This window comes from Gluconobacter roseus NBRC 3990 (genome assembly GCF_006538885.1).
GTDB lineage: Bacteria > Pseudomonadota > Alphaproteobacteria > Acetobacterales > Acetobacteraceae > Gluconobacter > Gluconobacter roseus.
Window position 1 is genome coordinate 1 of the sequence record NZ_BJLY01000002.1, and the last position, 26,294, is coordinate 26,294.

23 protein-coding genes are annotated in these 26,294 nt (G+C 59.9%); 6 read left to right on the plus strand and 17 right to left on the minus strand.

Going from position 1 to position 26,294, the window contains the following annotated elements; translation table 11 throughout:
* The first annotated feature begins 141 nt into the window (after positions 1-141).
* Both GRO01_RS04000 and GRO01_RS04005 read left to right on the plus strand, forming a co-directional pair.
* Positions 142-624, plus strand: coding sequence for a MarR family winged helix-turn-helix transcriptional regulator (locus tag GRO01_RS04000; RefSeq protein ID WP_062509047.1), 483 nt, complete (start codon positions 142-144; stop codon positions 622-624).
* Positions 625-639: 15 nt separating this feature from the next.
* Positions 640-2,811, plus strand: coding sequence for an FUSC family protein (locus GRO01_RS04005; RefSeq protein ID WP_062509045.1), 2,172 nt, complete (start codon positions 640-642; stop codon positions 2,809-2,811).
* Positions 2,812-2,814: 3 nt separating this feature from the next.
* On the opposite strand, the gene GRO01_RS04010 is transcribed toward GRO01_RS04005, so the two are convergent.
* The 12 genes from GRO01_RS04010 to GRO01_RS04065 form a co-directional block, all read right to left on the minus strand.
* Entirely contained in the window at positions 2,815-3,507 is a 693-nt protein-coding gene (locus tag GRO01_RS04010; RefSeq protein ID WP_062509043.1) for a GntR family transcriptional regulator, read from the minus strand.
* Between the two features lie 71 nt (positions 3,508-3,578).
* A complete protein-coding gene (putA, locus tag GRO01_RS04015) occupies positions 3,579-7,187 on the minus strand; it encodes a bifunctional proline dehydrogenase/L-glutamate gamma-semialdehyde dehydrogenase PutA (protein WP_141306807.1) in 3,609 nt (1,202 codons plus the stop codon).
* An 89-nt stretch (positions 7,188-7,276) separates the two neighbouring features.
* Positions 7,277-8,290 (minus strand): P1 family peptidase, encoded by a 1,014-nt coding sequence (locus GRO01_RS04020; RefSeq protein WP_062509039.1) that lies wholly within the window; start codon positions 8,288-8,290, stop codon positions 7,277-7,279.
* Positions 8,291-8,303: 13 nt separating this feature from the next.
* Complete coding sequence (locus GRO01_RS04025; RefSeq protein WP_062509037.1) at positions 8,304-9,068, minus strand: ABC transporter ATP-binding protein; 765 nt, start codon at positions 9,066-9,068, stop codon at positions 8,304-8,306.
* The gene (locus GRO01_RS04030; protein ID WP_062509035.1) at positions 9,065-9,883 is read right to left on the minus strand and encodes an ATP-binding cassette domain-containing protein; all 819 of its coding nucleotides are present in this window, start codon (positions 9,881-9,883) and stop codon (positions 9,065-9,067) included. Before GRO01_RS04030 ends, GRO01_RS04025 begins: the two co-directional genes overlap by 4 nt.
* Complete coding sequence (locus GRO01_RS04035) at positions 9,880-10,716, minus strand: ABC transporter permease (RefSeq protein WP_062509081.1); 837 nt, start codon at positions 10,714-10,716, stop codon at positions 9,880-9,882. The genes GRO01_RS04030 and GRO01_RS04035 overlap by 4 nt, the downstream gene beginning before the upstream one ends.
* On the minus strand, positions 10,713-11,666 hold the full coding sequence (locus tag GRO01_RS04040; protein WP_062509033.1) for an ABC transporter permease: 954 nt from the start codon (positions 11,664-11,666) through the stop codon (positions 10,713-10,715). The genes GRO01_RS04035 and GRO01_RS04040 overlap by 4 nt, the downstream gene beginning before the upstream one ends.
* The gene (locus tag GRO01_RS04045; protein WP_083541356.1) at positions 11,663-13,159 is read right to left on the minus strand and encodes an ABC transporter substrate-binding protein; all 1,497 of its coding nucleotides are present in this window, start codon (positions 13,157-13,159) and stop codon (positions 11,663-11,665) included. The genes GRO01_RS04040 and GRO01_RS04045 overlap by 4 nt, the downstream gene beginning before the upstream one ends.
* An 83-nt stretch (positions 13,160-13,242) precedes the next feature.
* Positions 13,243-13,818: a PqiC family protein gene (locus tag GRO01_RS04050; protein WP_062509080.1), complete on the minus strand. Its 576-nt coding sequence runs from the start codon at positions 13,816-13,818 to the stop codon at positions 13,243-13,245.
* Between the two features lie 56 nt (positions 13,819-13,874).
* On the minus strand, positions 13,875-14,837 hold the full coding sequence (locus tag GRO01_RS04055) for an MlaD family protein (protein WP_062509031.1): 963 nt from the start codon (positions 14,835-14,837) through the stop codon (positions 13,875-13,877).
* Positions 14,837-15,604 (minus strand): ABC transporter ATP-binding protein, encoded by a 768-nt coding sequence (locus tag GRO01_RS04060; RefSeq protein ID WP_062509029.1) that lies wholly within the window; start codon positions 15,602-15,604, stop codon positions 14,837-14,839. The genes GRO01_RS04055 and GRO01_RS04060 overlap by 1 nt, the downstream gene beginning before the upstream one ends.
* Before the next feature lie 5 nt (positions 15,605-15,609).
* Entirely contained in the window at positions 15,610-16,779 is a 1,170-nt protein-coding gene (locus tag GRO01_RS04065) for an MlaE family ABC transporter permease (RefSeq protein WP_062509027.1), read from the minus strand.
* Between GRO01_RS04065 and GRO01_RS13285 the strand changes: the two genes are divergently transcribed.
* Together GRO01_RS13285 and GRO01_RS04070 are read left to right on the plus strand one after the other, a co-directional pair.
* A complete protein-coding gene (locus GRO01_RS13285; RefSeq protein WP_156053206.1) occupies positions 16,778-16,954 on the plus strand; it encodes a hypothetical protein in 177 nt (58 codons plus the stop codon). The genes GRO01_RS04065 and GRO01_RS13285 overlap by 2 nt on opposite strands.
* 93 nt (positions 16,955-17,047) lie before the next feature.
* The gene (locus GRO01_RS04070; RefSeq protein WP_062509025.1) at positions 17,048-17,974 is read left to right on the plus strand and encodes a glycosyltransferase family 2 protein; all 927 of its coding nucleotides are present in this window, start codon (positions 17,048-17,050) and stop codon (positions 17,972-17,974) included.
* 38 nt (positions 17,975-18,012) lie between these two features.
* Here GRO01_RS04070 and GRO01_RS04075 read toward each other — a convergent pair whose 3' ends face one another.
* Positions 18,013-20,103, minus strand: a complete 2,091-nt coding sequence (locus GRO01_RS04075; protein ID WP_062509023.1) for a DUF6311 domain-containing protein — start codon at positions 20,101-20,103, stop codon at positions 18,013-18,015.
* 186 nt (positions 20,104-20,289) lie between these two features.
* Here GRO01_RS04075 and GRO01_RS04080 point away from each other — a divergent pair, with 186 nt between their 5' ends.
* Positions 20,290-21,456 carry a serine hydrolase domain-containing protein gene (locus GRO01_RS04080; RefSeq protein WP_371857376.1) on the plus strand — a complete coding sequence of 389 codons (1,167 nt, stop codon included), beginning with the start codon at positions 20,290-20,292 and terminating at the stop codon, positions 21,454-21,456.
* Here the strand turns inward: GRO01_RS04080 and GRO01_RS04085 are convergent.
* From GRO01_RS04085 to GRO01_RS04100, 4 genes are all read right to left on the minus strand, one after another.
* The gene (locus tag GRO01_RS04085; RefSeq protein WP_062509021.1) at positions 21,453-22,082 is read right to left on the minus strand and encodes a hypothetical protein; all 630 of its coding nucleotides are present in this window, start codon (positions 22,080-22,082) and stop codon (positions 21,453-21,455) included. The genes GRO01_RS04080 and GRO01_RS04085 overlap by 4 nt on opposite strands.
* The gene (locus GRO01_RS04090; protein ID WP_062509019.1) at positions 22,079-22,828 is read right to left on the minus strand and encodes a C1 family peptidase; all 750 of its coding nucleotides are present in this window, start codon (positions 22,826-22,828) and stop codon (positions 22,079-22,081) included. Before GRO01_RS04090 ends, GRO01_RS04085 begins: the two co-directional genes overlap by 4 nt.
* Positions 22,829-22,899: 71 nt before the next feature.
* Positions 22,900-23,400, minus strand: coding sequence for a hypothetical protein (locus tag GRO01_RS04095; RefSeq protein ID WP_141306810.1), 501 nt, complete (start codon positions 23,398-23,400; stop codon positions 22,900-22,902).
* 96 nt (positions 23,401-23,496) lie between these two features.
* Positions 23,497-23,832: a hypothetical protein gene (locus GRO01_RS04100; RefSeq protein ID WP_062509016.1), complete on the minus strand. Its 336-nt coding sequence runs from the start codon at positions 23,830-23,832 to the stop codon at positions 23,497-23,499.
* Positions 23,833-24,048: 216 nt separating this feature from the next.
* Here GRO01_RS04100 and GRO01_RS04105 point away from each other — a divergent pair, with 216 nt between their 5' ends.
* Positions 24,049-26,175, plus strand: a complete 2,127-nt coding sequence (locus tag GRO01_RS04105; protein ID WP_062509076.1) for a M3 family metallopeptidase — start codon at positions 24,049-24,051, stop codon at positions 26,173-26,175.
* Positions 26,176-26,294 lie beyond the last annotated feature (119 nt).

Consider the following 26,294-nt stretch of genomic DNA (forward strand, 5'->3'; position numbering starts at 1 on the left):
CCCCTTCAGGTCAGGGGGCGTCGGCAGGTGATTTCGATCAAAAACTGAACTTCCTGACGGAAATGTCAACCTGATCTGTTTTCAATTCTGATAGTGTCATGTAATCAGTTGATATGTCAACAGATGAGGTGTCACCAGAAAATGGCTGTCCAGTATGATCCGTCCATCCTTCGGGACAGCAGTTTTCATGACATGGGACTGACCTTCCATGTCCTGCGCCTGTCGAGCCTGTGGCGGGCGCAACTGGATCGTCTTCTGCGGCCTGAAGGCATGACCCTCGCGACCATGCGGCCCATGGCATACCTGATGGTGATGGGAAACGGGATGAAGCAGAGCGATCTGGCCTCCGTCATGGGCGTAGACAGCTCGGCGCTCGTGCGGGTGCTGGACCATCTGGGCGCAGAGAACCTGATCTCGCGGGAGCCCGATCCGCAGGACAGGCGGTCCAATCTTCTGACCCTTACAGCGGCCGGACGTGAGCGGTGCAATCAGTTTCACCGGATCGCGGCGGAACTGGAAGCCCGGCTGACCGAAGGGCTTCCCGACGATGCGGCCGAACTGCTGCGCAGCCAGCTCGGCATGATGGAAGGAAGAGTTTCCCTGTCCGGTTTTTCTTCCTCCTGATTTTCCGGATCCGCCATGCGCAATCCTTTTCGCCAGCTTCTTTCTTTCGACCGCAACAGCCTGCGGTGGCAGAATTTCGTCTCAACGGCGGCTTTTACAGCCAGGGTGTTCCTGTCCATCGGCATTGCGCTCTTTCTCGCGTTCATGATCCAGCTGGAATCGCCGATGAGTACGGTCACGACCGTCCTGATCGTCGCGAACCCGACTGTGGGCGCACTGGTCTCCAAGAGTGTGTGGCGTATGACCGGGACGGTGATCGGCGCGGCCCTGAGCACGGCGGTCATGGCGATGTTCGTGCAGTCCGCCGTCCTGTATTTCATGGTGCTGTCGGCCTTTGTGGGCCTGGCTTGCATGACAGCGACATGCCTGCGCTATTTCCGGGCTTATGCGGCCGTTCTGGCGGGTTACACGATCATCATCGTAGCCGTTCCTGCGTTTGCGCATCCCGAGAATATTTTCATGTCCGCCATGATGCGCGTGTCGGACGTGGCACTTGGAATCGTTGTGACGGCGGCGGTGTTCATGGTGACGTCGCCGCGTCGGCGTCAGGGCACGATGGATGCGCTTTCGGGGGCGTTTCGCGAAACGATCCGCCATGCCCTGGTGTTTCATGAAGGACTGATGGACCGCTCCGATGCGCAGGATGCTCCGAGCTCGGAACCTGTTGGGACTGAAGGGGCTTTCAGGAGCCTTCCGCAGACAATCTATGACGGGCGGCAGCGTCTTCTGGGGCAGCTGGCACGGCTTGGACCTGCCATAGAATACGCCGCGACGGACAATCCCGATATTCATGCCGGGGTGCGGGGATATCGGCTCGCCGTCAGTCGCATGACAGGGCTTGTCGCGTCCTATCACCCGTACTGGCGCAACCTGGGGGTAGCGAATCCGCTTTCGGCACCTGTTCATCGTGAAATCCGCGATACGCTGACCGAGCTTCTCGCCCTGACGGAAACCGCCGGATGGATCGAGTGGCCGCAGGGCGTTCTGGCCTGTCTGGAAGAGTCGCTCGGGCGGCTTGAGGTTCTGGAGGGGGCGGCGACATCGCCTGCGGTTCAGGCATCTGTCGATAATGTCCGCGACATTCTCCTCCAGCTTCGCGAGACGGTCCTGGACCTGTCCAGCCCGCGTGGCCCGCATGTCCGCGTCCGGGTGCTGCCTTATCTGGAATGGATGTCGGCGATCTATAACGGGTTGCGTGGGATGCTGATCGCCTTTCTGGCCTGCATGATCTGGTACATCACCTATTTCCCGACCGGGCCGATGATGATCATGTATGTCGTGGCGGCGTCGAGCCTGCTGTCTACTGCCCCTTCGGCGGCACGGGCCAGTCTGCCGATGGCGATCGGGACGGCGCTGTCGGTTCCGGCCTGCTGGCTGTGCCATATCGCAGCACTTCCGCGCGTGGACGGTTATCCTATGCTCTGGCTCTCGGTCTGTGCCTGCATGCTGCCGGGCGTGTGGCTCCAGTTCCATCCGCGTTACGGGGTGGGGGCGTTCGGCTATACGGTCTTTCTGGCCATGCAACTGATGATAACGAACAGCATGGTTCCCGACGATATCACGCTCATCAACACCTGGCTCGCCATCCTGATGGGCTGCGCGCTGTTGGTTCTGGTGTTCCGCGTAATCATGCCGGCCGATCAGCGGCTTTATGCCTCGCGGCTCGTCATTTCCCTTGGCCGCAGCCTCCAGAACCTTTCGGCCCGGCCTGCCGCGAAGGTGCCATCCTGGATGGTGTGGGAGGGGACGCAGATCCAGAAGGTCTCCATCCTGCTGATGCGGCTGTCTCTGGTGGCGTCTCCCATCGACCGTCAGGGCTATGTCGATGGCGCGTTTGCTGCTCTGTCCCTAGGACGTCTGCTGATCCGCCTGCGGCAGGCCGTGGAACCGGCGGGATTGAGTGCTCACGAAAGGGAGGCTCTGGATGTGGCGCTGGCGTCCTTCAGGACCCTGCGGCGGGATCCTGTCGGGACGGCTGCATCTCTCATGGCCGCTGCGGGGTTAATCGGGGCGGGCGAGGCTTCCGGAATGGAAGGTCTGTACCGTGTCCGTCTGGTGTCGTGTCTGGAGCAGATCGCCCATATCATCAACAGCATTCCGGGCTTTTTCCATGCGGATGGCCCGTTGCATCTCTGGTATGACGAGCGGGAACCTGCGACGCTGGTTGCGGTCAATCCGGCGCGGTGAGGATCAGGGCGTTGTCCGCTCGCGGATGACGTCCAGCGACAGGGAGGCGGCTTCGAGAATATGCTGCTTCGTCAGGCGGCCGAGCTCCTCGCCGTCGCGGGCGCGGCAGGCCTGAAGGATCTGGAAATGCTCGGCGTCGGTCGCGGCTTTCCGCCCCGGCAGTTCCAGATGGGCGCGGATATAGCGGTCGAGCCGGGAATGCAGGTCGTGGATCATGCTGTACAGTCGCGGACGCTGCGCTGCGGCATAGATGGCACCGTGAAATTCCCAGTTCAGACGTCCGGACTGCTCCATCCCCTGGGTGCCGCCTGTTCCGCTGACAAAGGCCTCATAGGCGTCCTCGATCCGCGCCAGATCGACACGGGTAAGGGACGTCATGGCCAGTCCGGCCGCCATGCTTTCCAGCGAGGCGCGGATGTCCGAATATTCCAGGATATCCGCCTCGCTCAGTCCGGTGACCACGGCGCCGCGATGGGGCAGGAAGGCGATCAGGCCTTCCGCCTCAAGCTGTTTGAGCGCTTCGCGGACCGGGATGGTGGAGACGCCGAAATTGCGGGCAAGCTCCGACTGTCGCATCGGCTGGCCATCGGTCAGGATGCCGTCCGTGATGGCACGGCGCAGGGCGTCCGCGATTTCGAGCGAGGCCGAGCCGCTTTTCGTATCAACAGGTGTAAACTTCGGCTCGGCAGCGCGCATGGGGTCGTCCGTCAGTTGAGAGGCAGTCCTCTTAGCATGGCCGGCGCGAACGGCCATGCCGGACAGGACCGTTATCCGATGGTCATCAGGCTGGCATTGCCGCCCGCGGCCGTCGTATTCGTGCTGACGACCTTTTCCTGAAGCACCCATTCAGGCCGGATCGGGCTTTTCGCGTCAAGCATGTAGAGCTGCACGATCATGCCCGAACGCGACAGGGCCGCACGGGCCTGTTCCGCCATCTGCTTTTCTTCCGGCGACGCAAGGATCGTCCGACATCCTGCAACACGCCCGCCCTGCGTGCGGCGGATATGCAGTGCAAGCGCATCGGGAAGGTCGGAAACCCAGTCCGAAGCCACATTCGGCCCCTGAACGAAGGCCGTGTTTCCACCGCTCAGGGCGAGGCCCACGGCGCGGAGCATGGTCTCGCGGTTGCTGGCGATGCACAGGACGGCGCCACGCGGCAGAAGCTGGTACAGGTTAGTTTCGCCGACCGGGCCGGGCAGTTCACGCGTGGCGCCGCACATGCCGTGCTGCATGGCGTCCACGATTGTCTGATAGAGCGGGAAGCTTGTTCGCATCAGCCAGGACAGGAACAGTCGTGCGGGCTCTGGCAGTTCCTGGTTTTCCCAGTCCGTATGGGCCGGGGCGATGCTCATCAGGCGACGCAGGATCAGCGGACCACCGGCTTTCGGACCGGTACCGGACAGCTTTTCGCCGCCAAATGGCTGGCTGCCCACAACGGCGCCGACCATGTTGCGGTTGACGTAGAGGTTCCCGGCCTCGATGCGTGATGTGACATGCGCCATGCGGCTTTCGATCCTTGTGTGCAGACCGAAAGTCAGGCCGTAGCCGGACTGGTTGATTGCATTGATCAGGGCCTCGAAGCCGCTGGCTTCAAAGCGCAGGACATGCAGGACCGGTCCGAAGACTTCGCCTTTGAGATCCGCCAGACTGTCGATCTCGATGATGGTCGGGGCGATGAATGTGCCGTTCGATGCCGCGTTCGGAAGGGGAAGGGACCAGACGGCGCGGTTCTGCGCGCGGGATGCGTCGATATAGGTCTGGATCCCGGATTGGGCTTCAGCCGAAATGACCGGGCCGACATCCGTATGCAGTTCCGCCGGATTGCCTACGCGCAGTTCTTCCAAGGCGCCACGGAGCATGGTCAGGACGCGATCGGCGCAGTCTTCCTGTACGCACAGGACGCGCAGGGCGGAACAGCGCTGACCTGCGCTGTCGAAGGCCGAGACCAGAACGTCTGCGACCACCTGTTCGGTCAGGGCGGAGCTGTCCACGATCATGGCGTTCTGGCCGCCGGTCTCGGCCACGAACGGAATGGGCTGCCCGTCCGCGCCGGTGCGTCCGGCCAGAGTGCTGGCGATCAGGCCCGCCACGGCGGTGGAGCCGGTGAACATCACGCCGGCAATCCGCGGATCGGCCACAAGGGCCGCGCCAGTCTCGCCAGCACCCGGCACCAGTCGGAGAGCGCTTTCCGGAATGCCGGCTTCGCGCAGAAGGGCAACGGCGCGCAGGGCAATGAAGGGTGTTTCCTCTGCCGGTTTTGCGACGACCGTGTTGCCAGCCGCCAGTGCAACCGAAATCTGTCCCAGGAAAATGGCGAGAGGGAAGTTCCATGGGCTGATACAGGCGACGACGCCGAGCGGTGCACTGCTACCGGCCTGGGCCGTTTCGCGGGCCTGAACTGCGTAATATCGCAGGAAATCAACGGCCTCGCGGACTTCGGAGAGCGCATTGGCATAGGACTTGCCTGCTTCGCGGACCAAGAGGGCCATTAGTTCGCTCTGATGCTCTTCCAGCAGGTCGGCCGCGCGATCGAGCCTGGTGCTTCGTGCGTCGGCGGATAGAGCTGCCCATGCTGCGCCTTCGCTTTCGACGGCATCAATGGCCTTGCGGACATCCTCTTCGGTTCCGAAACGGACACTGCCGATCCTGTCCGAATGGTTGGACGGATTGCGGATCTCCTGCGTCGCACCCGAGCAGGACAGGTTTTCTAGCGTCTGTTTTTCGGAGGCACAGACGGCTTCGGCCAGGGCCGTGACGGTGTGTTCGTCGGTCAGGTCCAGTCCGCGGGAATTGGTGCGTTCGGGCGCGAACAGGTCCTTCGGCAGGGCGATGGACGGGTGTGAGGCGCCCGGTGGCTGGACGGCTTTTGCGAGCGCGACCGGATCGGCGATCAGGGTCTCGATGGGCAGGCTCTCATCGCCGATCTGGTTGACGAAGGACGAGTTGGCGCCGTTTTCCAGCAGGCGGCGCACCAGATAGGCCAGCAGCGTCTCATGCGAGCCGACCGGGGCATACACACGGCACGGGCGGTTGAGCTTCTGCGGGCCGACGACTTCGTTATAAAGCGTCTCGCCCATGCCGTGCAGGCACTGGAATTCGTAGTCGCCAATCTGGAAGTTCAGGCCGGCCAATGTGTAGATCGTGGCCAGCGTGCGGGCATTATGGGTTGCGAACTGCGGGAAGACGACATCACGCGCCGCCAGAAGCTTTTTTGCGCAGGCGATATAGCTGACATCCGTGTAGCATTTACGCGTATAGACCGGGAAATCCGTCTGGCCTTCGACCTGCGCCTTCTTGATTTCGCTGTCCCAGTACGCGCCCTTCACCAGACGGATCATAAGGCGATGTCCGCTGCGGCGGCCGAGATCGATCAGATAGTCCAGAACCTTCGGGGCGCGGCGTCCATAGGCCTGCACGACGATGCCGATGCCGTTCCAGCCGTCCAGTTCCGGGCAGTGGCACAAATCTTCGATCAGATCGAGCGAGAGGTCCAGACGTTCGCTTTCTTCGGCGTCGATATTGATGCCGATGTCATAGCGGCGGGCCTGAATGACGAGGTCTTTCAGCGTCTGGCCGAGTTCTTTCAGGACGCGCTCGCGCTGGGCGAAGGCATAGCGTGGGTGCAGGGCCGAGAGCTTGATGGAAATTCCGGCCTTCTCATAGACATTCGCACCGCGTGCGGTCTGGCCAATCACGTCAATCGCGCGCTCATAGTCACGGCGGTAGCGCAGGGCGTCGGCTTCCGTCATCGCCGCTTCGCCGAGCATGTCGTAGGAATATTTGAAGTCGCGCTCTTCAGGTTCGGTACTGACCTTGCGGGCTTCTTCGATGGTCTCGCCGATGACGAACTGCTCGCCCATCATGCGCATGGCGATGTCGAGCGCACGGCGGACCAGTGGCTGCCCACCACGTCCGACGAGGCGGAACAGCGCGGCGGCGAGACCTTCATCCGTGTCGTTGGTCAGCTTGCCCGTCAGCATCAGCCCCCACGAGGCCGCATTCACGAAAACGGATTTTTTGCCGCCGACATGGGAAAGCCAGTCTCCGGGGCCGATCCGGTCGCGGATCAGGGCGTCGCGTGTGGCGGCATCCGGAATGCGCAGGAGTGCCTCGGCCAGACACATCAGGGAGACGCCCTCGGCGGAGGAGAGCGAGAATTCCTGCACTAACGCCTCGACGCCGCCCGGGCGACGCTGCGTCCGCAGCGTACGGGTCAGATGGCGGGCGACGTCAAACGTGTTCTGCTGTTCCGTTTCGGTCAGTGTGGCCTGTTCGATCAGGGGAAGGATGCACTCTGCTTCGGGCCTGCGCATGTCTGCGGCGATGGCCTGACGAAGGGAGGAGCGGACAGGATAGGACGGCACAAAAGTTGACATGGACTCAGCCTCGGACACGACACTCGGTCTGAGTTCTATAATCATATACGATCCTGAATAAAATATATGAAATGAGGGTCAGATCATTTTTATGGCGTATCTTTGGATCCGAAACGTTCGTGCCATGTCGGGAGCGCGGCGCCGCCGGGAAGAGGGGACGCCTCGTACACGCCCCGGGCGATGGCGCGGGCCGTGACCTGCGTGGCGGCATGGAGGATTTCGGTCCATTCCTGACCCATCGGAGCTGGCTTTTTGCAGGTCGAGACCCCGATCATGGCATCCCCGTCCAGAGGCAGATGGGCAGGAAACACGCCGCGTGCCACGCCGTCCTGCGCCAGAATAGCGAGGCGTTTCGCCTGTGTTTTGGTGAGGGTGGCGTCCGTGGCGATGAGGCCGATCGTGGTGCCAGTGACGGAGGCCCATTTGGAACGCAGGCGCAAATCTTCTGCGCTCAGATGCGCCGGCATGCCCAGACCGCCGAATTCGTTACCCTGCTCGAAAGGCGCGCTCCAGAAATGCAGCCCGTCGCCGATTGTGGCTGTTCCGACGGCATTGACGGCGACCAGCGCGGCCACGCGGTGCCCGGCGGGTGTGATCGTGCTCGCCGAGCCCAGCCCCCCGCGCAGTGTGGCGGTTGTCGCGCCTGTTCCTGCGCCAGCCGTGCCCAGTGTGAAAGCTCCGCTTCGGGCGCTGGTCGCGGCCTGATGGCCCATTTCGGCGTAGGGCGAATAGCGGCCCCATGTCGTCTGTCCGCCCGCAGGAAGGTCGTAAAGACTGGCCTGCACCACGATGGGGACGCGGATGGTGCCCGGCGGCAGAGGCGCGTTGTCGAACTGCTCGCGCAGCCAGGCCTGAACTCCCGTTGTTGCGTCCAGCCCATAGGTCGAGCCGCCTGACAGGACGAGCGCGTGGATATGATTGACCATATTTTCCGGTTCCAGCAGAGCGGTTTCCCGCAGGGCCGGGGCGCCGCCCGGGAAACTGCCGGAGGCGATGACGGGGCGATCGAACAGGATCGCCGTTACCCCCGTGCGAAGGGTCAGGTTCTGACTATGACCGACGCGGATGCCGGGAATGTCGGTGAGAAGGTTCAGGCTGGTCATGACGCCTCGCGGGTCAGTAGGTGTTTTCAAGAAGCGCCTTTGTGGCGGGCTGGGTGGGCGTATCCAGAATATCGGACGCCGGGCCGGATTCCACGATCCGGCCCTGATCCAGAACGGCGATATGGTGCGACAGATGGCGGATGACGGCCAGATCGTGACTGACGAAAACATATGCCAGCCCATGGCGCTGCCGTAGGTCCAGCAGCAGATTCAGGACGATAGCCTGCGTTGACACGTCCAGCGCCGAGACGGCTTCATCGGCGATGATGACGGATGGACGGGTGATCAGGGCGCGGGCGATGGCAATCCGCTGTCGCTGGCCGCCGGAAAAGGCTCTGGGATAGCGATCGGCCATATCGGCAGACAGACCAACTTCTTTGAGCGCCGTCAGAATACGGGCGTCCCGATCAGGCGCGGGATCGAGCGGTTCGCCCACGATGTCACGGACAGTCTGGCGCGGATCGAGGGCGCCGTATGGGTCCTGAAAGATCATCTGGATCGCAGGGCGGATTTCTTTCCGGACCTGCACCGGGGCTGTTGCGAGATCCTGCCCCTGATACAGGACCTGGCCTTCATCGGGTGCAACAAGGCCGCTGAGAATGCGGCACAGGGTGGACTTTCCGCTTCCGGATGCGCCGATAATGCCGAGTGTCTGGCCTTCTTGCAGATCGAGACTGATCTCTTTCAGGATCGGACTGCTCTCGCGGCGCAGGAACGGAAAGATGTGGCGGTCCATTTTCCCGTATGTCACAGCGCGCGCCTGAAGGATCGGGCTCATGCCGGGGCCCTGAAGACGGGAAGGGGCGTCAGCGGTGTGCGCGCCGCGCCGTGAAGGGACATTGCAAGTAAAGCCTGTATGTAGGGATGGGCAGGCGCGTCGAATACAGATGCGGTCGGGCCCTGCTCGACGCAGGCTCCGTCTTTGAGGACCAGAACCTGATCGGCATGACGGCGGACCAGCCCGAGATCATGGGAAATCATCAGGACCGCCATGCCATGCGTCTCGCAGTAACGGGTAACGAGCGCCATCATGGCGGACTGGGTGCGGGCATCAAGAGCTGTGGTGAACTCGTCTGCGATCAGAATACTGGGCTGACAGGCTAGCGCCATGGCTAGCAGCACGCGCTGTCTTTGGCCGCCGGAAAGCTGATGCGGATAGGCCCGCTCGCTGACGCCCGCGTCCAGCAGGCCGGTCTGCTCCATCAGGACACGTGTTTCGGCATGGATCCGGGGTCTGGTCAGCGGTGTATGAAGGCGGAACGGATCGGCGATCTGCGCCCCGATGCGTCGGGTCGGGTTGAGCGCCGTCATGGGTTCCTGAAACACCATGCCCAGTTTTCTGCCCCGGATCCGGCACCATTCCGGTTCGGACAGCGCCAGAAGATCTGTTCCTTCAAAATCAATCTGCCCACGCGCCTGAAAACCGGGTGGCAGCAATCCCATCAGGGCGAGGGCAAGCGTTGATTTTCCCGAACCGGACTCTCCCGTGACGGCAAGAATTTTCCCCGGCTCAAGGATGAAAGAGAGCGGGTGGAGGATCGGACGCGCGGGGCCCTGAACATCCAGCGCCCTGACGTGGAGTACGGCGGTCATGGAGCAGGCTCCTGATGCGCAGCGTCCAGACTATCCCGCAATCCGTCACCGAAAATATTGAAACCCAGCACGAGCAGCATGATCGTCAGTCCCGGTACGGCGACCAGCATCGGATGATCGAAAACGTGGATCTGGTAGGACGCCAGTGCCCGTCCCAGATCAGGGAGTGGTGGGGGAGCTCCGAGACCGAGATAGGACAGTCCGGCATCGGAAAGGAGGGCCAGCGCCAGCGAGGACGTGGCCTGTACCGTAAGCAAAGGCAGGATATTGGGCAGGACGTGCGTGCGTAGGATGGTGAGCGTGCCGCGACCGGCCAGTCGGGAGGCGGCGATATAGTCCTGGATCAGGATGGAGCGCGCGGCCTGTCGGGTGATCCGGATCTGGGCGGGAAGGCCAAACAGGGCGATGGCGAGGATTTCGCCGGATGCGGAGGCTCCGAGGGCTGTGACGAGTAAAGCGGCGATCAGGACGGGTGGAAACGCCAGCCCCAGATCGGCGATCCCCATGATGATGCGGGTCGATCCGGACGGAGATGGTTCAGGACTCCCGGCGGCAATCAGCCCCAGCACTGTTCCGGCAACCATCGCAAGGGCAACGGCCATCGCAGCGATCATCATGCTGTTGAACGCGCCCAGAAGCACATAGACCATGAGATCACGGCCGAAAGGATCTGTTCCCAGCAGATGCGACAGAGACGGTGTTGCATAGCGGTGCATGACATCGATGCCGGGAGCATGATCGCCATTGAACACTGCAATAACGGCAGCGGGAAGCAGGACGGCCGCAAGCAGAATGCCACCCGCCCAGAGGGTATGATTCCACCGTGCCGTCATGAGCATTCTTCCCCAAGACGCGGATCCAGCCAGCGCACAAGGGCTGCCATGAGTAAGTTTAGAACCATCACGCCGGTCACGATCATCATGACAAGATTCTGTACGATGGGAATGTCACGCTGGTTGACGGCTTCCAGCAGCAGTTTTCCGCAGCCGGGAAGGCTGAAGACACTCTCGACGATGATGCTGCCTGTCACGAGGACTGGCAGCTGGATGCCAGCCAGCGTCAGGACCGGGATCAGTGCGTTGGGCAGGGCGATGCGCCAGAGGGTACCCCGCCTGCTATAGCCCTGGGCGCGGGCCGTGCGGATGAAATCCTGCGACAGCGTTTCGATCAGGGATGAGCGCATAAAGCGGGCAGTGATGGCCGCCTGCGGGATGGCCAGGGCGATAGCGGGAAGAATGAGCGCCCTGATGGCCGGAAAAAATCCGTTCTCCCACCCCGGAAAACCACTTGCGGGCAGCCAGTGCAGGATCAGGGAGAACAGGAACGTCATCATCATCGCCAGCCAGAAATCCGGAATGGACTTGAAAAGCTGAAGCACTCCCATTAGGCCAAGATCAAGCGCTTTTCCCCGGTTTGCAGCTGCGATGACGCCGATGGGGATACCCGCTCCAAGGGAGAGCAGCATGGCAAGGAAGATCAAAGGCAGACTGCTCTGCAAACGCTCGACGATCAGGCTGCTAACCGGAACATCATAGATATAGCTCCGGCCCAGATCTCCATGCAGAAATCCGCTGATCCAGTGCGCATATCGTGCGGGCAGGGGTGTATCCAGCCCCAGTTGATGATGGAGTGCCAGAAGACTCTCCGGGCTCGCATCCAGTCCGAGCATGACAGTCGCCGGATCGCCGGGCAGCAGGTTCATGGCGGCGAAGATGATCAGGCTTGCGACAAACAGCAGCATCACGCGCCCGGAGACCATGCGCAGGATTGTGACACCGATCATGGTGCCCAGAATACGTCGGCAACCGGGAAGCCGGCGATGGGCTGGTTGGCCCATATTCCCCTGATGCGTCTGTCCATCACGGTCTGGCGAGGGATCGAGAAAAGGTAGACATTTGGCTCATCTGTGGCGAGCTGTTCCTGCATCTGTACGGAGAGCTCATGACGGCGGGCCGTGTCTGCGGTGGCTTCATACTGCTCCAGCAGATCGTGAAAAACCGGGCTGTGATAATGGAAATAAACAGGCGTGCGGTCATAGATGTTGATGTCATGCGGTTCGGTATGGGCGATGACGGTCATGTCGAACTGGCCCTGTCCGTAAACCCGGCCCAGCCAGGCCGGCCATTCTACAGGCTGGAGCGTTACGGTCAGCCCGACCTGTTCCAGATAGGCAGCAATGAGTTCGCTGCTGTCACGGGCATAGCCGATTGGCGGGAAGGTCAGGGTCAGATGTGTGCCAGGACTGACACCCGCCTCTTTCAGGAGCGCGCGGGCATGTTCCGGATCATACGGATAACGGTCGGGCAGGGAGACGTAATCCGGATCGTCCGGGGCCATGTGCGATTGGAGAACGGTTGCGTCGCTCTCTGCCACGGCCTGGATCAGGGCCTTGCGGTCGACGGCCTGTGCAATGGCCTGCCGGACACGCGGATCATTGAATGGGCGGCGGGCATTATTGAGGGCCAGAATCGCCTTGAAGGGAAAGCTGCCCCTGACGACTTCAAGCCGCCTGTTCCCGGAAAAGCGGCTCAGGATTTCACGGGAGGGGAAGGACGGGTAGGCGTCGAGTTCTCCGGCCAGAAGCGCGTTGCTGGCCGAAAGCGGGTCGGGCATGAAGCGAAACGTGACGGAATTCAGCGCCGGTTTGCTGCCCCAGTAATCCGGATTGCGACGCAGGGTCAGGTGATCTCCCCGGCGCCATTCATCAAAGACGAATGGCCCGGTCCCGACTGGGTGACTGATGTTCTGATCCACGGATGCCGGTGAGAGAATGGCCGCGTCGTTCCCGGCCAGCTGATAGAGAAAACTGCCATAGGGATGGTGGAGCCTGATCCGGACGTGCAGGCTGTCCGGGCAGGATATATCGGCAATCCGGCTGAAAACGGCCCTGTTCGGATTGGTGCTGCCCATTGCACCTGCACGAAGCAGCGAAAACTTTACGCTCTCGCAGGTCAGTTCTGTCCCGTCATGGAAATGGACGCCGTTATGCAGCGTAAAATCATTGATCAGGCCATCTGAAGACACGCTCCAGTTCTGCGCCAGAAGCGGCCTGAGCGCACCATGCTCATTCAGCCGCATCAGGCCTTCATAAATATTGCCATACGTTACCATGCCTATGGCTTCACTGGAGCCGCGCGTTGGATCCAGCCCGGGCGGTTCGATCGCCAGACCGATCGACAGCGTATCGCGAGCGCCTTCGGCCCGGGCAGAAGCCGGGCAGAGCAATGCCGAACAGCCAGCTGTGAGAACGGCCATGAAGATAGGCAGGGTTTTCATCAGGCGCTCCGCGAACATGCAGCCTCAGGGCGCAGGATCACGGAAAATAGGGCGATTATTGCCTCGGTGGAAGGGTCTGTCTTTCAGGAATGGGGAGGCGTGCTGGCAATTCGTGCCGCGAGCTGCTCGACAAGCGCGCGCGTCAGAACCACTTTGCTGGCATCCGTCGCGATGCTGCCCTGTGCCGTGAAAGAGCCCCGGCTGCGCAGGACAGGCTGATGTTCATCCGAAGGGATTATCGCCCAGTCAGCTTCCAGCGAGCCCTGACCGTTGCTGTCGAGGTCCAGCCGGCTGATATTGACTGCAAGGCGCAGGGCTGGCGTCTCGGCAAGCGGCTGTGTGGTCACAATATAGCTGGACCAGTCCCGACCCAGATGGGCTGCCAGAAGATCCGTCACACCCTGTGACAGTCTGCTTCCCCAGCGCCCATTGGGACTGCGGTCAAGCTGATCGCCGTGGCGGGTCAGAATGTCCTGATTGTCCAGATAATCCGGTAGTGTCACATGCGACACGTCCAGGACCGGAGCCGTGGCCGGGAGCGTAGCATTCACCTGCGCAATGGCCGGTGCCCCGAGCGTATAGAATTGCATGGGCGGTGCAGCGCAGCCTGACAGGGCGGCCAGGGCCAGCAGAGCGAAGGGCGCTGCGGATCGTGTCATGAACCGTGTCACGGGTCGGATCTCCGGAAAAACCTGGGGGAGGCGGAACTGTCGGTTCATGGGCGCCGTCCCGTCAGCAGAAGCTGCGGATTGCGTTCGACATCCGTTGCAAATCCGCGCAGGGCAGAGGCGGCCGCGGCAATGTCCCGCAGGCTCGCTTCAAGATTGGCACGATCGGTGGAGCGCGGAGAGGTCATGCTCTCAAGATTGGCGAGGCTTTTTGTGGCCTGCTGAACGGCGGCGTTGCTGTTCAGCAGGACCGCGTGCAGCTCGCGGCCGCGCGCATCAAGCTGGTTCGTCCCGGTGCTGGCCAGCCGGTCCACACTGACGAGCGTGTGGGTCAGCGTAGGCTCCAGATCCGTCACCATCTTGCGGGCGGCATCGACCATATCGCGGCTATGATCCGAGGTTTCATGGATGCTCTGGACCAGTGCCGGCAGATCCCGATCGAGCTGGTCCGACAGCCGGCGCACAGAGGCCAGGGTGGCATCTGCGTTTTCCCCAATCTGCTTGAGGGGCAGGTCCTGAAGGCTCTTGGTCATGGCTTCAATCGTGGACTGCTTGGTCGGGATTTCCGTGATGTGGGCAATTTCAGGATGGAGAACCGCGGGCGTGTTGGGGGCAAAATCCAGATCGATTTCGGATGTGCCGGTGACGAAGCTCTTGAGGTTCATTTCACCGCGCAGACCCTGCTGGACAAGATCTTCCATGCTCGGACGATGATGAATGTTGCTGTTCGTCAGAACGATATTATCCGGACGCATCGTGACGAAAACCGGAATATAGGCGTCTTTCGTCGTCGGATTGTACTCGATGACAACGCGGTCCACAGCACCCACCTGAACGCCCCGGAATGTGACCGGAGATCCCACGGCCAGCCCGGACGAGGCGCCATGGAATACCAGAACGGCCTTTTCCGTCCGGGAAAAGGGGTGGAAATTGCCGAACAGGACGAATGCCGCGACAATCAGGCCAGTCCCTCCGAGGACGAAAGCGCCGACAAGAGCCTGCCTGTTCATCACGTGTTTCCTTCTTCGTCGCGTTCACGGTGCATGAAGGCATGCACCTGTGGATCGGTACAGTGATCGCGCAGATCACGGGGTGAGCCGCGGGCGATCGGGGTTTTCGTCTTGGCGTCCAAAAAGATGCCGTCATCCGCGATATGAAACAGGCTCGACAACTCATGACTTACGATGATGATCGTCGCGCCAAGCCCGTCCCGCAGGTTCAGGATCAGGTCATCAAGCCGGGCGGAGGTGATCGGATCGAGGCCGGCGGAGGGCTCGTCGAAAAACAGGATGTCCGGATCGAGTGCCAGGGCACGAGCGAGACCGGCACGTTTGCGCATCCCGCCGCTGATTTCCGACGGATAGAGATCAATCGCCTGCAACATGCCGACGAAACCCAGTTTCAGCTCCACGAGCCTGCGGATGACATCGGGTTTGAGATCCGTGAACATCTGCAGGGGCAGGGCGATGTTCTCGCCGATCGTCATGGAACTCCACAGCGCGCCACTCTGGAACAGGACGCCGAAGCGGTGGTTCAGATCCGTGCGATGCGCTTCGTTTCCGGCCCAGTAGTTCTCGTCACCGACATGATATTCGCCCGCCGAGGGACGCAGCAGGCCGATCATGCTCTTGAGGAGCGTGCTCTTGCCACAGCCCGATCCGCCCATGACAGCGAAGATGCTGCCCTTGTGGACGTCGAGCGAGATGTTCTTCTGGATGACCTTCGGGCCAAAGGAGAGCGTGATGTCGCGAAGGGAAAGGACGGTCTGGTCAGGCATATCGATCAGATCCCCAGCACATCGGCAATGACGGCGAAGATGGCATCAATTGCAATGACACCCACGATGCCGACGACAACAGCACGTGTCGCGGCGATGCCGACATCTGCGGCCGAGCGTCCGGCCTTGAGGCCGATCCGACAGCTTGTCAGCCCGATAAAGGCGCCGAAAACGAGACTTTTGGTAAATCCGAAAATGAACTGGCCGATGCCGAACGCGGTCACGGTCTGATGGAAATACCCTGCCGGCGTGATGTCGAGCATGGAAATGGCCACGACGAACCCGCCCAGCATGCCGATGAGACATCCGTAGAGGTACAGGAAGGGCATCGTAATGATGAGCGAGAGGACCGTAGGCAGGATCAGGTACGTCGAGGTCGGGATGCCGAAAACGTTCAGGGCATCGATTTCCTCATTGCCTTGCATGGTGGAAATCCGCGCGGCATAGGCGCCACCCGTTCGTCCGGCCATGATGATGGCGGTCATGACAGCGGCCATTTCGCGCACCATCGCAATCCCCACAAGGCTTGCGACGTAGATGCCAGCCGCAAACTTCTGGAGTTCGACGGCGCCAACAAATGCCAGGATGGCACCGATCAGAAAATTGACGACCCCTACGATGAGCAGGGCATAAGGGCCCGCATCGGCGGTATTGGTCAGAAGGTCAATCAGGCGCATCCGGCTGCGACCAAGAACAGTCTGGACCGCGCCTTTTACCGTCAGGGCACCGAGTTCGGACACCACGCCGACTTCGGTCACGGCCGCGATGGTATGAGTCCCGATGGTCTCCAGAAACGGCTGACGGACTTTCTTGTGATGGACAGGTTCGTCAGGTGCCTCGGGCAGGAGTTCCAGAAGCTGTCGCATCGGTCCCGGAAGCGTCTGCATGTCCAGACTGATGCCGGCGTCATGGGCGACGCGTTTGAGATCCCACAAAAAAGCGATCAGCCCGGTATCCCAGCCCTGAACGTCGGATGTCTGGAACGAGAGATGGGCGCCCGAGGCCTTTTTCAGCCCGTCTTTTGGAAAGACCGGAATATTGCCGGTCCGGGCCTGCCATGTTCCGCTCAGAACCATGACGGGCGCATTCTGTTCACCCTGCAGATGCCATTGGGGCGTCCGGTCGTTCCCTGACTGTGTGGCTGGTGGTGATCCCGTCTCGGTCCTGTCTGTCATGAACTCTGCATTTCCGATCCTGACATTTCCTGATGCTGAAAAAGAGCGGAAAGGCTGGCGGGACGTGACACTTGAAAACAACTGGCTGACGGTTGCGGGCGGGTTACGATGGAGACTTTCAGGTCTTCCTGAACCGGCACCTTATCGGCTGGGGGCAAAAGATCAATGCTTATGAACGTTCGAGCGACTGATCCATAATTATCTGGGGTTTCTGCCCGTCTGTTTCTGATATGCTCTCCGCATCACGATTTGGAATCCGAAAAACTGTATGGCCAGACAGCTGTCTCTGATCGTCCCCTTCTATAACGAAGAAGCCGCCATCAGCTATTTCGTGCAGGGTATTCTGCCGGTTCTTGAAGATATTCCCGAGACGGACTGGGAAATCATCTGTGTAGATGATGGCAGCAGTGACGGTACCCTGCACGAACTGATCGCGCTTTCGGAAAATGACAGACGTTTTCGTGTCCTCGAACTGTCACGCAATTTCGGCAAGGAAGCAGCTCTGACGGCAGGCATTGATGCGGCAACTGGAGATGCTGTCATCATCATTGATGCCGATCTGCAGGACCCGCCTGAAATTATACCGCAGATGCTTCAGTTCTGGCGCGACGGGGCAGAAGTCGTGCTGGGGAAACGGATTGACCGGTCCACTGATAGTGTCCTCAAGCGCAAGACAGCGTCTTGGTTTTATTCGCTGCATAACCGGCTTGCCCATATCCAGATTCCGGAAAATGTAGGAGATTTCCGGCTCATGGACCGCTGTGTAGTGGACGCTCTCAGGAGACTGCCGGAGCGTCAGAGGTTCATGAAAGGCCTGTTCGCCTGGGTCGGGTTCCGGACTGTTACCATTGATTATGTCCGGGCGCCGAGAGCGGCGGGAATGACAAAGTTTTCCGGCTATTCCTTATGGAATTTCGCGCTGGAGGGTTTTACCAGCTTCTCCTCTGTTCCCATCCGGCTATGGACGTATCTGGGCACGTTAGGTGCTTTAGTCGCCATCCTTTATGCCCTGTTTATCGTGTTCCGGACCATTATCTGGGGTAACCCCGTGCCGGGTTATGCTTCACTGTTCGTGGCAATTATTTTCTTTAGCAGTGTGCAGATCATCAGTATTGGCATGCTGGGCGAATATATCGGTCGGATCTATATGGAGACGAAGCAGCGGCCTATCTATGTGCTGCGCCGGACCTACTGAAAACGCAGTTTTTAATTCTGTGCCCTGTCTTGCAATGTCTAATTCAGTTTGTGGATTTTAAGCTGAAGAAGGCCAAACCCCAGCAGGCGCGGGTCTTTTCCGATGTGAACCGGATTATTGATTTTCAGCTGAAGTCGTAGGGCTTTCGACGCTGGAGGAACAGCGATATTCGCCTCATAGTCCGCGTCTTCAGGGCTCATGGTCCACTGCCTGATTTCCACTCCGTTCAGAAAGACTCCCACATGTTGGGTCGTACCTGGCGCGGCGTGCATCCGCAGTATGATATCCGCCGTATGGACATCTTCTGGCAGATGCAGATACAGCGAGGGATCAGGCGTTTCGCTCCATACTCCCCAGTCTTCCAGGCCTGACCATCCACTTTCCAGAATTTCCTCGTTCCTTAACCGCGGACCTGAGGTAATGATCTCCTGATCCAAGGGAAGGTCAGGCGCTTCAGGAACAGGGGAGAGTCCTTTGGGAAGTGTGGATGTGGCTGAAACACAGAACGTGGCACCATCACCTATGCCGCATCGGGCGTGTTGAAGGTCTGTCCAGCGAATGGCTCCCGCGCGCTGCGATGTGCCGGGCAGAACCACCAGCGTATGGGAGCTCAGCGGGTGAGGCTGTTCAGTCCAGAGCCGACAGGCGGCTTCTGGTGTGGATCTTGCTGTATACATCGTGTTTACAGCAGCATTCTGCCGGGCCGCAGCATAGATCAGAGGCAAGACGTAAGGTGCGTTGACGCCATCGCATTCCAGTCGAGGGTGGATTTCGATCTTGTCAAAAGGCCGGACAAGTGAGAGAATCTGACTATCTTTCGGGGTTGCCGGGGCAAGGAGAGCCATTTCAACCTGATGATCGTTGGTACGCATCTCCCGCGTATCACACCATTGAAATGCTATCCCCGCGAGCATGAGAAGTGGCCAGGCACGCGGCCAGGCACGGCACAGACCGTAAACCGCTCCAAGCATGATCAGATACGCAACCGGCCAGAACATTCGCCCTGACGAACGCATCTGCTCCGCTCCGGGTACCCTGAGATGCGTCAGCAGAACCGGAATATGAAAAAGATAGATCCGGTTTGAAATGGCAATGACGGTCAGCGCCAGACACGCCAGAAGAAGACCGGCATGCTGTTTGGGAAAAGACGCGAGCAGCGACCGTCCTTTGCGTGTGAATATAACCATCGCCAGTACGAACAGGACGCCAGCACCAAGATACTGATATCCCTCGTACTGGCCGCCCGTCGCCTCTACCCATGTCTGCGGCACTGCAGGGAAGAGGGTGGAATGCACCGGCCAGAACGGAGAGGCAAGGTTCATGGAATAGAACCCGTATCCACCACCGCTGGCACCGCCCCAGTATCCGAGGACAGAACCAAGAAGGATAATGCCTGTTCCGGATGCGACGGTGGCGAGAAGAGAGCCTGTGCAGGTCTTCCAGTCTCTGTTTCGCAGCAAAAGCGTTAGAGACACGGCGCCAAGCACGGCCCCTGTCATGACCATGAGATAGGGATGCACCAGCAGAGTCAAAGCTGTCAGAATGGCGAGCACCCATACTGGCCTGGAATCCGCACCGGGTCGTGTTGCCCTGAAATAGAGCCCGATCGCCACAAGCAGGATCCAGTGACCACACAACGCAGCGTGACCCAGTCTGGCAAGAAAGGTCGGAAAACACGCACTGAAAACGCCGACGGCAAGTGCGGGAAGCAGTCGCTTTTCACCCAGCGATCGTAAGGCAAACACCGCGCAGACTGGCTGAAGCGTCCAGCAAAGCGCCAGATACAGCGTCACGCCCTGCAGCATGTTCGGGAAAAGCGGATGGACGAGCTTCAGAAGCAGGGCTGCCAGCGGGATGCTGTCCGTCATGGCGATATTGGTGCCGAAGGGTGCATCAAGCCGCCAGGCCGTCAGGAGCGGCCACTGCCATTCCTGTTGCAGGTAATAGATCTGGCCAATGATATGCTGGAAGAAATCATCACGGCTATTCTGGACGGAGGCCGGGACGTGTCCCTGTATCAGGGATAACGGGAAGCAGGTCAGCGCCTGAAAAAGACCAAATATCAGTGACAGGGCGTAGGCTGGGAATCTGTTCGTTGATGGACGCAGGACCAGACGTTTTTCAGACAAATGACCACACTCTCACTGAAGAACTACCGGTAGGATGAGGGGCGTTCATACAGGAGAAATTTTTCTGAAACCATGAATAATGGTGCGAACGGGCAATCTGTTGCGTCTTCGAAAAAAACGGATAGTCTTCAGAAAAAACAGCATAAGGGTCAGGAAGAAGTGGAAACTGGTTCGAACATGCCCTCCATGAAACAACATGTCTCTCTGCAAAGACGGCATTTTCTGCTTGGCAGTGCAGCCCTGTGCGTTACACAGGTCGCCGCCTGCGCCCGATCAGGAGGGCGGTTCGACGAGGTGGACGGCCTGGTTCGTAATGCAATCCGCAAAGGGCAGGCTCCGGGCGCTGTGGTCGCCATCGGACATGACGAGCAGATCGTGCACCGGTTCGTGTACGGAAAGCGGGCCCTGGTCCCGGCGCCTGAACCACTGACATGGGACACGCATTTCGACATGGCGTCCCTGACCAAGCCCACCATGACGGCGCTGGCGATCATGCAACTGGTCGAGCGGCAGAAACTGCGGGTCGATGATAGGGTCAGTCAGTATTTTCCGGAGTTTGCCTGTAACGGGAAGGGGGACATTTCGGTCCGCCTGCTTCTGACCCATTATTCCGGCCTGCCGCCGGATGTTCCATTGAACGATCCATGGACCGGCAAGACTGAAGGTGTGCAGCGCGCCATGACGTCTTCGCTGATCAACCCGCCAGGCGCGAAATTTGTCTACAGCGATGTCAATTATATCATGCTCGGCCTGCTGGTTGAGAAACTGGGCGGCCTGCCGCTCGATCAGTATGTCCGTCTCAATATTCTCGATCCGCTGGGGATGACAGCTTCCGGCTACCGGCCGTCATCGGATCTGCAGCCTCTGATTGCACCTACGCAGTATGACGAGCACGGCGTCATGCTGCGTGGCGTCGTTCATGATCCCACGGCACGCAGGATGGGTGGCGTGGCTGGTCATGCTGGGCTTTTCTCAGACGCGAGCGATATGTCGGTTTACGCGCAGGCTCTCCTTGATCGGCTCAAGGGGCGTCCAAGCCGCTTTCCGCTGCGACAGGACACGTTGCTGCTCATGACCACGCCACAGCAGCCGGCCGGGAAAACCGAACTTCGCGGGTTCGGCTGGGATATCAACACCCATTACTCGTCCCCGAGAGGCGATGTATTTTCTCACCGGTCGTTCGGCCATACGGGCTTTACCGGAACCTCACTGTGGATTGACCCGGACAGCGACAGCTATGTGCTGATCCTGACCAATCGCGTCCATCCTGCGGGTGGACAAAGCGTTGTGCAGCTTCGGCATGACATCGCTACTGCAGCAGGAAAGGCACTGGGCCTTTCCGCACCTGTCTAGGGCTGGCGCGGAACACCAACAAAGGGATGGACCGTCTCCTTGGAGCATGGTTCGGAGAAGGTGCCGATCAGCGTCCGGACATGCTGTGACAGCGCATCACGATTGGCTGCGATGCGTGCCCCTTCGGTCTGACGGACTGTATCGCTCTGTGCGAGCAGATCTCCGGCATATCCGACTTCCCGCGCCATTTCGGCGTCGGGTAGTGCGGATAGCGGTACGAACTGAACTGGCAGGCCTAATGTCTGGCCTTTCATGCGGCTTGCATCTGCCTGGAGACCGAAAACGGGAATGGCCCCGGAACTGCTGACGGAAAAGCTGCCCGAGGACGTGAAGCTTCCGGACAGGGAGAGCGTAACCGGACCGGAAATCATGGCCACGACCGGATCCGGAACGTGCTGAATGCATTGCAGGGTCCGGACGTTCGTGTCGAACAGGCTGATCTGTTCCGGCGTCCAGTCCTGAATATGGGACGTGCTGACAACGCCTGTCTTCGTCAGATCTGTCTGGATCCCTGAAATGGCTTCGCTGATCGTGACAGGAGATGGGGATCCGGCAGAGCATGCACTGAGAAGGGAGAGCGCCAGCACGGAAGGCCCAAGGCAGGCAAGGCGGGACGTGACGCTCATACACCCCTCACTTCCGCAAGAAGCGCATCAAAACCTTCGCCATTCGGCGATGTCCCGGGAATGCCGAGCCAGTTCTGGCGCGAAAGCAGTCCGTAGGCTTCGTCGGCAATCTTCGTGAAGGTATCCCACGGCATGAATGTCCGTGTGCCCCAGGTATTGAAGAAAAGTCCTTCAGGGTTGTACCCAACCAGAGCAATGGCATGGCCACCCACCGGCGTCCTGTCGGAAATGGCGTTCCAATCCCATATCGCACCCAGCGGAAGGTCCATGAAGCCCTGCGGCACCTGAACACCGGCAAGAACACCACCGAGATAACAGATGCCACGGCGGATTCCGTTGCAGTCCTGCGGATCGATCGTGCCGTAGGCCGTCAGGTAATCCAGCGTCTGCCCCGGACGGTGAAGTCCTTCCCGCAGCCAGAAGTTCAATTCATCCAGCAGGATCGTCCCGTTGTCGCGCGCGCCGGTTTGCGGATCAAAGCCGGTAACGGCCGCATAATTGTTCAGCACCATGTCCGTGGACAGCACGACCAGCCCCTGTGCGGCATGGGTCCATGTTGCCGTCAGGGCCGCATGGGCCGCAAACGCGCAGCAGCCATACCGGTCATTCCCCCACATCTGATACGGCACACCTTCCGACCAGTCTTTCTGGAGCGGGACTTCAGGAAGGCGTGAGGCCAGCATGGGGGCCAGACGATAAGTTCGCAGATCATGTTTGGGCGCACGTTTTCCAAGGCATCGGGACATGGGCAACTCCGGCAGACAGACAGAAAAGGAGCGGCTCGTAATGAACCGCTCCTGTTGGACGAGGGCGCGCGTCAGACGCCCTGATAGATCCGGGCGCGGACGAGTTCCGGGGACTGCGCGGGCGCTGCAAACGGAGTGGCTGTTACACCGGCAAGGGCTTCGATCAGCGGGATCATGGCCTGCACGGTGCTCATGTAGGTCGCAGCGGACGGCGAGTAGACCTTTACGATCGGCGTGGCGATGGCCAGCAGGGTCTGAAGATCCGTCCCGAGGCTCTTCGCCCAGTCCTTTCCGGTAGAAACCGTGATGGAGCCGTTGGAGTTGGCGGCGACCTGCGACGTGACGCTCTTGATCTGGGCAATCAGATTGTCGAACTGTGCCTTGTCGCTGGCGGACAGATGGCTTTCCAGATCCGGAATGCTCTCAATGGCCTGAACCGCATAGGCAATGGCTGCGGCATCGTTGCTGAGGGCCTGGGTATTGAAAGTGGTCGTGCTGCCGGTCGTGGTACAGGCACTCGTAGAGGCCAGAAGAATAGTGCCAAGGCTCAGGGCAATAATACGATTACGCATCAAATAGGGCTCCAGAAATAAAAAAAGCCGCTCAAAGGCGGCCATGAAATATGAAAATGAAATTGTGTTCGGGCAGACGGGCCGTCTGCCGGGAAATCATTCTGCCCGGCGGGGAGGTTCACCAGCCTTCGGATGTGTCGAGGTCGTATCCAGTTCCAGCTTTGCGGACTCTTCTGTGCGTGAGGATCCAACCGGCACCATAATGGCCTTCGCTCCAGGCTGATACGCGCTGGTATTCCAGCCCTTGGCCTGCGCGACAGCACTCACGATGCGGAAAAGCGGAAGCAGTTTCGATGTGCTTGCAGGCGGCTTCCAGAAGCGGACAGTTAGTGCGGCCGCCGCAATGAGAAATGTAATGATTGAAACAATATCACCCGCATATCTGGCAGGCAGATAGGGTAGGATTGTCTGGAACAGCGATGTCCAGTCCATTGTCATCTCCGGCTATGAAAAAACCGCCCCGGGGAGGCGGCTGTGTGAATACACCCTGCCGGTCTAGGGAGACGCATTCGCACGCACCAAGGAGAAAATGGCGTCAAGCAGCAATTGGCAGGTTTCCCAGCGTTTCAGGGAAGGAAATCAGCGGTTTGACGACATGTCGTGAACACCATACGGTTCGGCATCATCATGTTTGTTACAGGCGATTTCATGGCTTTCAATTTCAGGCTTGCGGCAGTTCTTGCGGTTTCGGTGTTTCCCCTTGCGACGGAAGCATATGCCGCTTCCACGAACCCGTTCTTTTCGGCAAGCACGCTGCCCTATCAGGCCCCCCGTTTCGACCAGATCACGGACAGCGATTATGCCCCGGCCTTCGAGCGCGGAATGGCCGAGCATCTGCGCGAGATCAAGGCGATTGCCGGGAACCGCGCAGCGCCGACGTTTGACAACACGATTGCCGCCATGGAACGCGCGGGCCAGACCCTCAATCGCGTGCAGATGACGTTCTACGGTGTCTATCAGGCCAACACCGACGATACGCTGGACAAGGTGCAGAGCCAGGAAGCACCCCGGCTGACCGCCCATGAAGATGAGGTCTATCTGAACGCGAAGCTCTTCGCCCGCGTGAAGTCCCTCTATGACCGCCGCGAGAAACTCAATCTGACGCCCGAACAGGCCCAGCTTCTCGACATCTACTACCAGCAGTTCGTCCATGCCGGCGCACAGCTCTCCGCGACAGACAAGACGAAGCTGCGCGCGATCAACACGCGCCTTTCCAATCTTGAGACGCAGTACGAGCAGAAGCTGATTGCCAGCGCCAAGAACGGCGCCCTGGTCGTGGACAGCAAAAAGGCGCTGGCCGGTCTGGATGACAACACGATCGCTTCAGCCGCCAAGGCCGCGCAGGAGCGTGGACTGACCGGAAAATGGGTCATCCCCCTTCAGAACACGACGCAGCAGCCGGCCCTATCTTCCCTGACGGATCGCGAAACCCGTCAGGCCCTGTTTGAGCAGAGCTGGACCCGCGCCGAGAAGGGCGACGAGAACGACACCCGCGCCACGATCGCCGAACTGGCAGAGCTCCGTGCGCAGAAAGCCGCACTCTTCGGCTACCCGAATTTCGCTGCCTATACGCTGTACGATCAGATGGCCAAGACGCCGGAAGCTGCGGAAAACTTCATGCAGCAGCTCGTCCCGGCCACGGTTGCGGAACAGAAGCGCGAAGCCGAAGTCCTTCAGAAAGCCATTCACAAGGACGGTGGCAAGTTCGATCTGAAGCCCTGGGACTGGGAGCATTATTCGGACAAGGTGCGCCGCGCGAAGTACAATCTCGATCAGGATGAAATCAAGCCGTATTTCGAGCTGAAGACGGTCCTGACGGATGGCGTATTCTTTGCCGCCAACCAGCTTTACGGGATCACGTTCCAGCAGCGGACGGATATCCCCGTCTATCAGCCTGACGTCATGGTCTTTGAAGTCCATGACAAGGACGGCTCTCCGCTGGGCCTGATGTATTTCGATTACTTCAAGCGGGACAACAAGTCCGGCGGTGCGTGGATGTCCAACTTCGTCGGGCAGTCCAAACTGCTTGGGACGAAGCCCGTCATCTATAATGTCGCCAACTTCACCAAGGCGGCCCCCGGTCAGCCGCAGCTCATCACGTCTGACGACGTGACGACCATGTTCCACGAATTCGGCCATGCCCTGCACGGGCTGTTCGCGGACCAGACCTATCCGTCGCTGTCCGGCACGAGCGTGGCGCGCGACTTCGTGGAGTTCCCCTCGCAGTTCAATGAGAACTGGGCGCTGGATCCGAAGGTGCTGTCGCATTACGCCCGGCACTACAAGACCGGCGCTCCGATGCCCAAGGCCCTGGTCGAGAAGATCCGCAAGGCCGCACATTTCAATCAGGGTTATGCGCTGGGCGAAATTGTGGCCGCAGCCGAACTGGATATGAAATGGCACAGCTTGCCCGCGACGGCGCCGCGTCAGGACGTGGACAAGTTTGAGAGTGATGCGCTGAACAGCACAGGGCTGGATGTTGCAGCCGTTCCGCCGCGCTATCGGTCCAGCTACTTCCTGCATATCTGGTCCAACGGATATTCCGCCGGCTATTACGCCTATCTGTGGACAGAAATGCTGGATCAGGACGTGTTCTCCTGGTTCCAGGAGCATGGTGGTCTGACACGTGAAAACGGTCAGCGTTTCCGTGACATGATCCTCTCGAAGGGACACACCATGGATTACGGCCCGATGTTCCGCGCCTTCTACGGCCGCGACCCGGATATCACCCCGATGCTGGTGCATCGCGGTCTTGTTTCCGAACAGGGCAAGTAATCACAGTTGGGAAGGAGGCCGTTTCTTCCTTCCCAACTTTTTATTTCAGGGCGGGACATCTGTCGTCGTGACTGCCAGGCTCAGGGGAAACCCGGAACCGGTATTCCACCCCTGAAGCT

Bases quoted from the DNA above. Each gene is read 5' to 3' on its own strand.
- GRO01_RS13285 (WP_156053206.1), top strand. From the start codon at position 16,778: ATGAACTCTGCATTTCCGATCCTGACATTTCCTGATGCTGAAAAAGAG.
- GRO01_RS04095 (WP_141306810.1), bottom strand. From the start codon at position 23,400: ATGCGTAATCGTATTATTGCCCTGAGCCTTGGCACTATTCTTCTGGCC.
- GRO01_RS04005 (WP_062509045.1), top strand. From the start codon at position 640: ATGCGCAATCCTTTTCGCCAGCTTCTTTCTTTCGACCGCAACAGCCTG.
- GRO01_RS04065 (WP_062509027.1), bottom strand. From the start codon at position 16,779: ATGACAGACAGGACCGAGACGGGATCACCACCAGCCACACAGTCAGGG.
- GRO01_RS04100 (WP_062509016.1), bottom strand. From the start codon at position 23,832: ATGGACTGGACATCGCTGTTCCAGACAATCCTACCCTATCTGCCTGCC.
- GRO01_RS04000 (WP_062509047.1), top strand. From the start codon at position 142: ATGGCTGTCCAGTATGATCCGTCCATCCTTCGGGACAGCAGTTTTCAT.
- GRO01_RS04085 (WP_062509021.1), bottom strand. From the start codon at position 22,082: ATGAGCGTCACGTCCCGCCTTGCCTGCCTTGGGCCTTCCGTGCTGGCG.
- GRO01_RS04050 (WP_062509080.1), bottom strand. From the start codon at position 13,818: ATGACACGATCCGCAGCGCCCTTCGCTCTGCTGGCCCTGGCCGCCCTG.
- GRO01_RS04045 (WP_083541356.1), bottom strand. From the start codon at position 13,159: ATGAAAACCCTGCCTATCTTCATGGCCGTTCTCACAGCTGGCTGTTCG.
- putA (WP_141306807.1), bottom strand. From the start codon at position 7,187: ATGTCAACTTTTGTGCCGTCCTATCCTGTCCGCTCCTCCCTTCGTCAG.
- GRO01_RS04035 (WP_062509081.1), bottom strand. From the start codon at position 10,716: ATGACGGCACGGTGGAATCATACCCTCTGGGCGGGTGGCATTCTGCTT.
- GRO01_RS04030 (WP_062509035.1), bottom strand. From the start codon at position 9,883: ATGACCGCCGTACTCCACGTCAGGGCGCTGGATGTTCAGGGCCCCGCG.
- GRO01_RS04090 (WP_062509019.1), bottom strand. From the start codon at position 22,828: ATGTCCCGATGCCTTGGAAAACGTGCGCCCAAACATGATCTGCGAACT.
- GRO01_RS04070 (WP_062509025.1), top strand. From the start codon at position 17,048: ATGGCCAGACAGCTGTCTCTGATCGTCCCCTTCTATAACGAAGAAGCC.
- GRO01_RS04105 (WP_062509076.1), top strand. From the start codon at position 24,049: ATGGCTTTCAATTTCAGGCTTGCGGCAGTTCTTGCGGTTTCGGTGTTT.
- GRO01_RS04060 (WP_062509029.1), bottom strand. From the start codon at position 15,604: ATGCCTGACCAGACCGTCCTTTCCCTTCGCGACATCACGCTCTCCTTT.
- GRO01_RS04055 (WP_062509031.1), bottom strand. From the start codon at position 14,837: ATGAACAGGCAGGCTCTTGTCGGCGCTTTCGTCCTCGGAGGGACTGGC.
- GRO01_RS04040 (WP_062509033.1), bottom strand. From the start codon at position 11,666: ATGATCGGTGTCACAATCCTGCGCATGGTCTCCGGGCGCGTGATGCTG.
- GRO01_RS04020 (WP_062509039.1), bottom strand. From the start codon at position 8,290: ATGACCAGCCTGAACCTTCTCACCGACATTCCCGGCATCCGCGTCGGT.
- GRO01_RS04010 (WP_062509043.1), bottom strand. From the start codon at position 3,507: ATGCGCGCTGCCGAGCCGAAGTTTACACCTGTTGATACGAAAAGCGGC.
- GRO01_RS04080 (WP_371857376.1), top strand. From the start codon at position 20,290: ATGAAACAACATGTCTCTCTGCAAAGACGGCATTTTCTGCTTGGCAGT.
- GRO01_RS04025 (WP_062509037.1), bottom strand. From the start codon at position 9,068: ATGAGCCCGATCCTTCAGGCGCGCGCTGTGACATACGGGAAAATGGAC.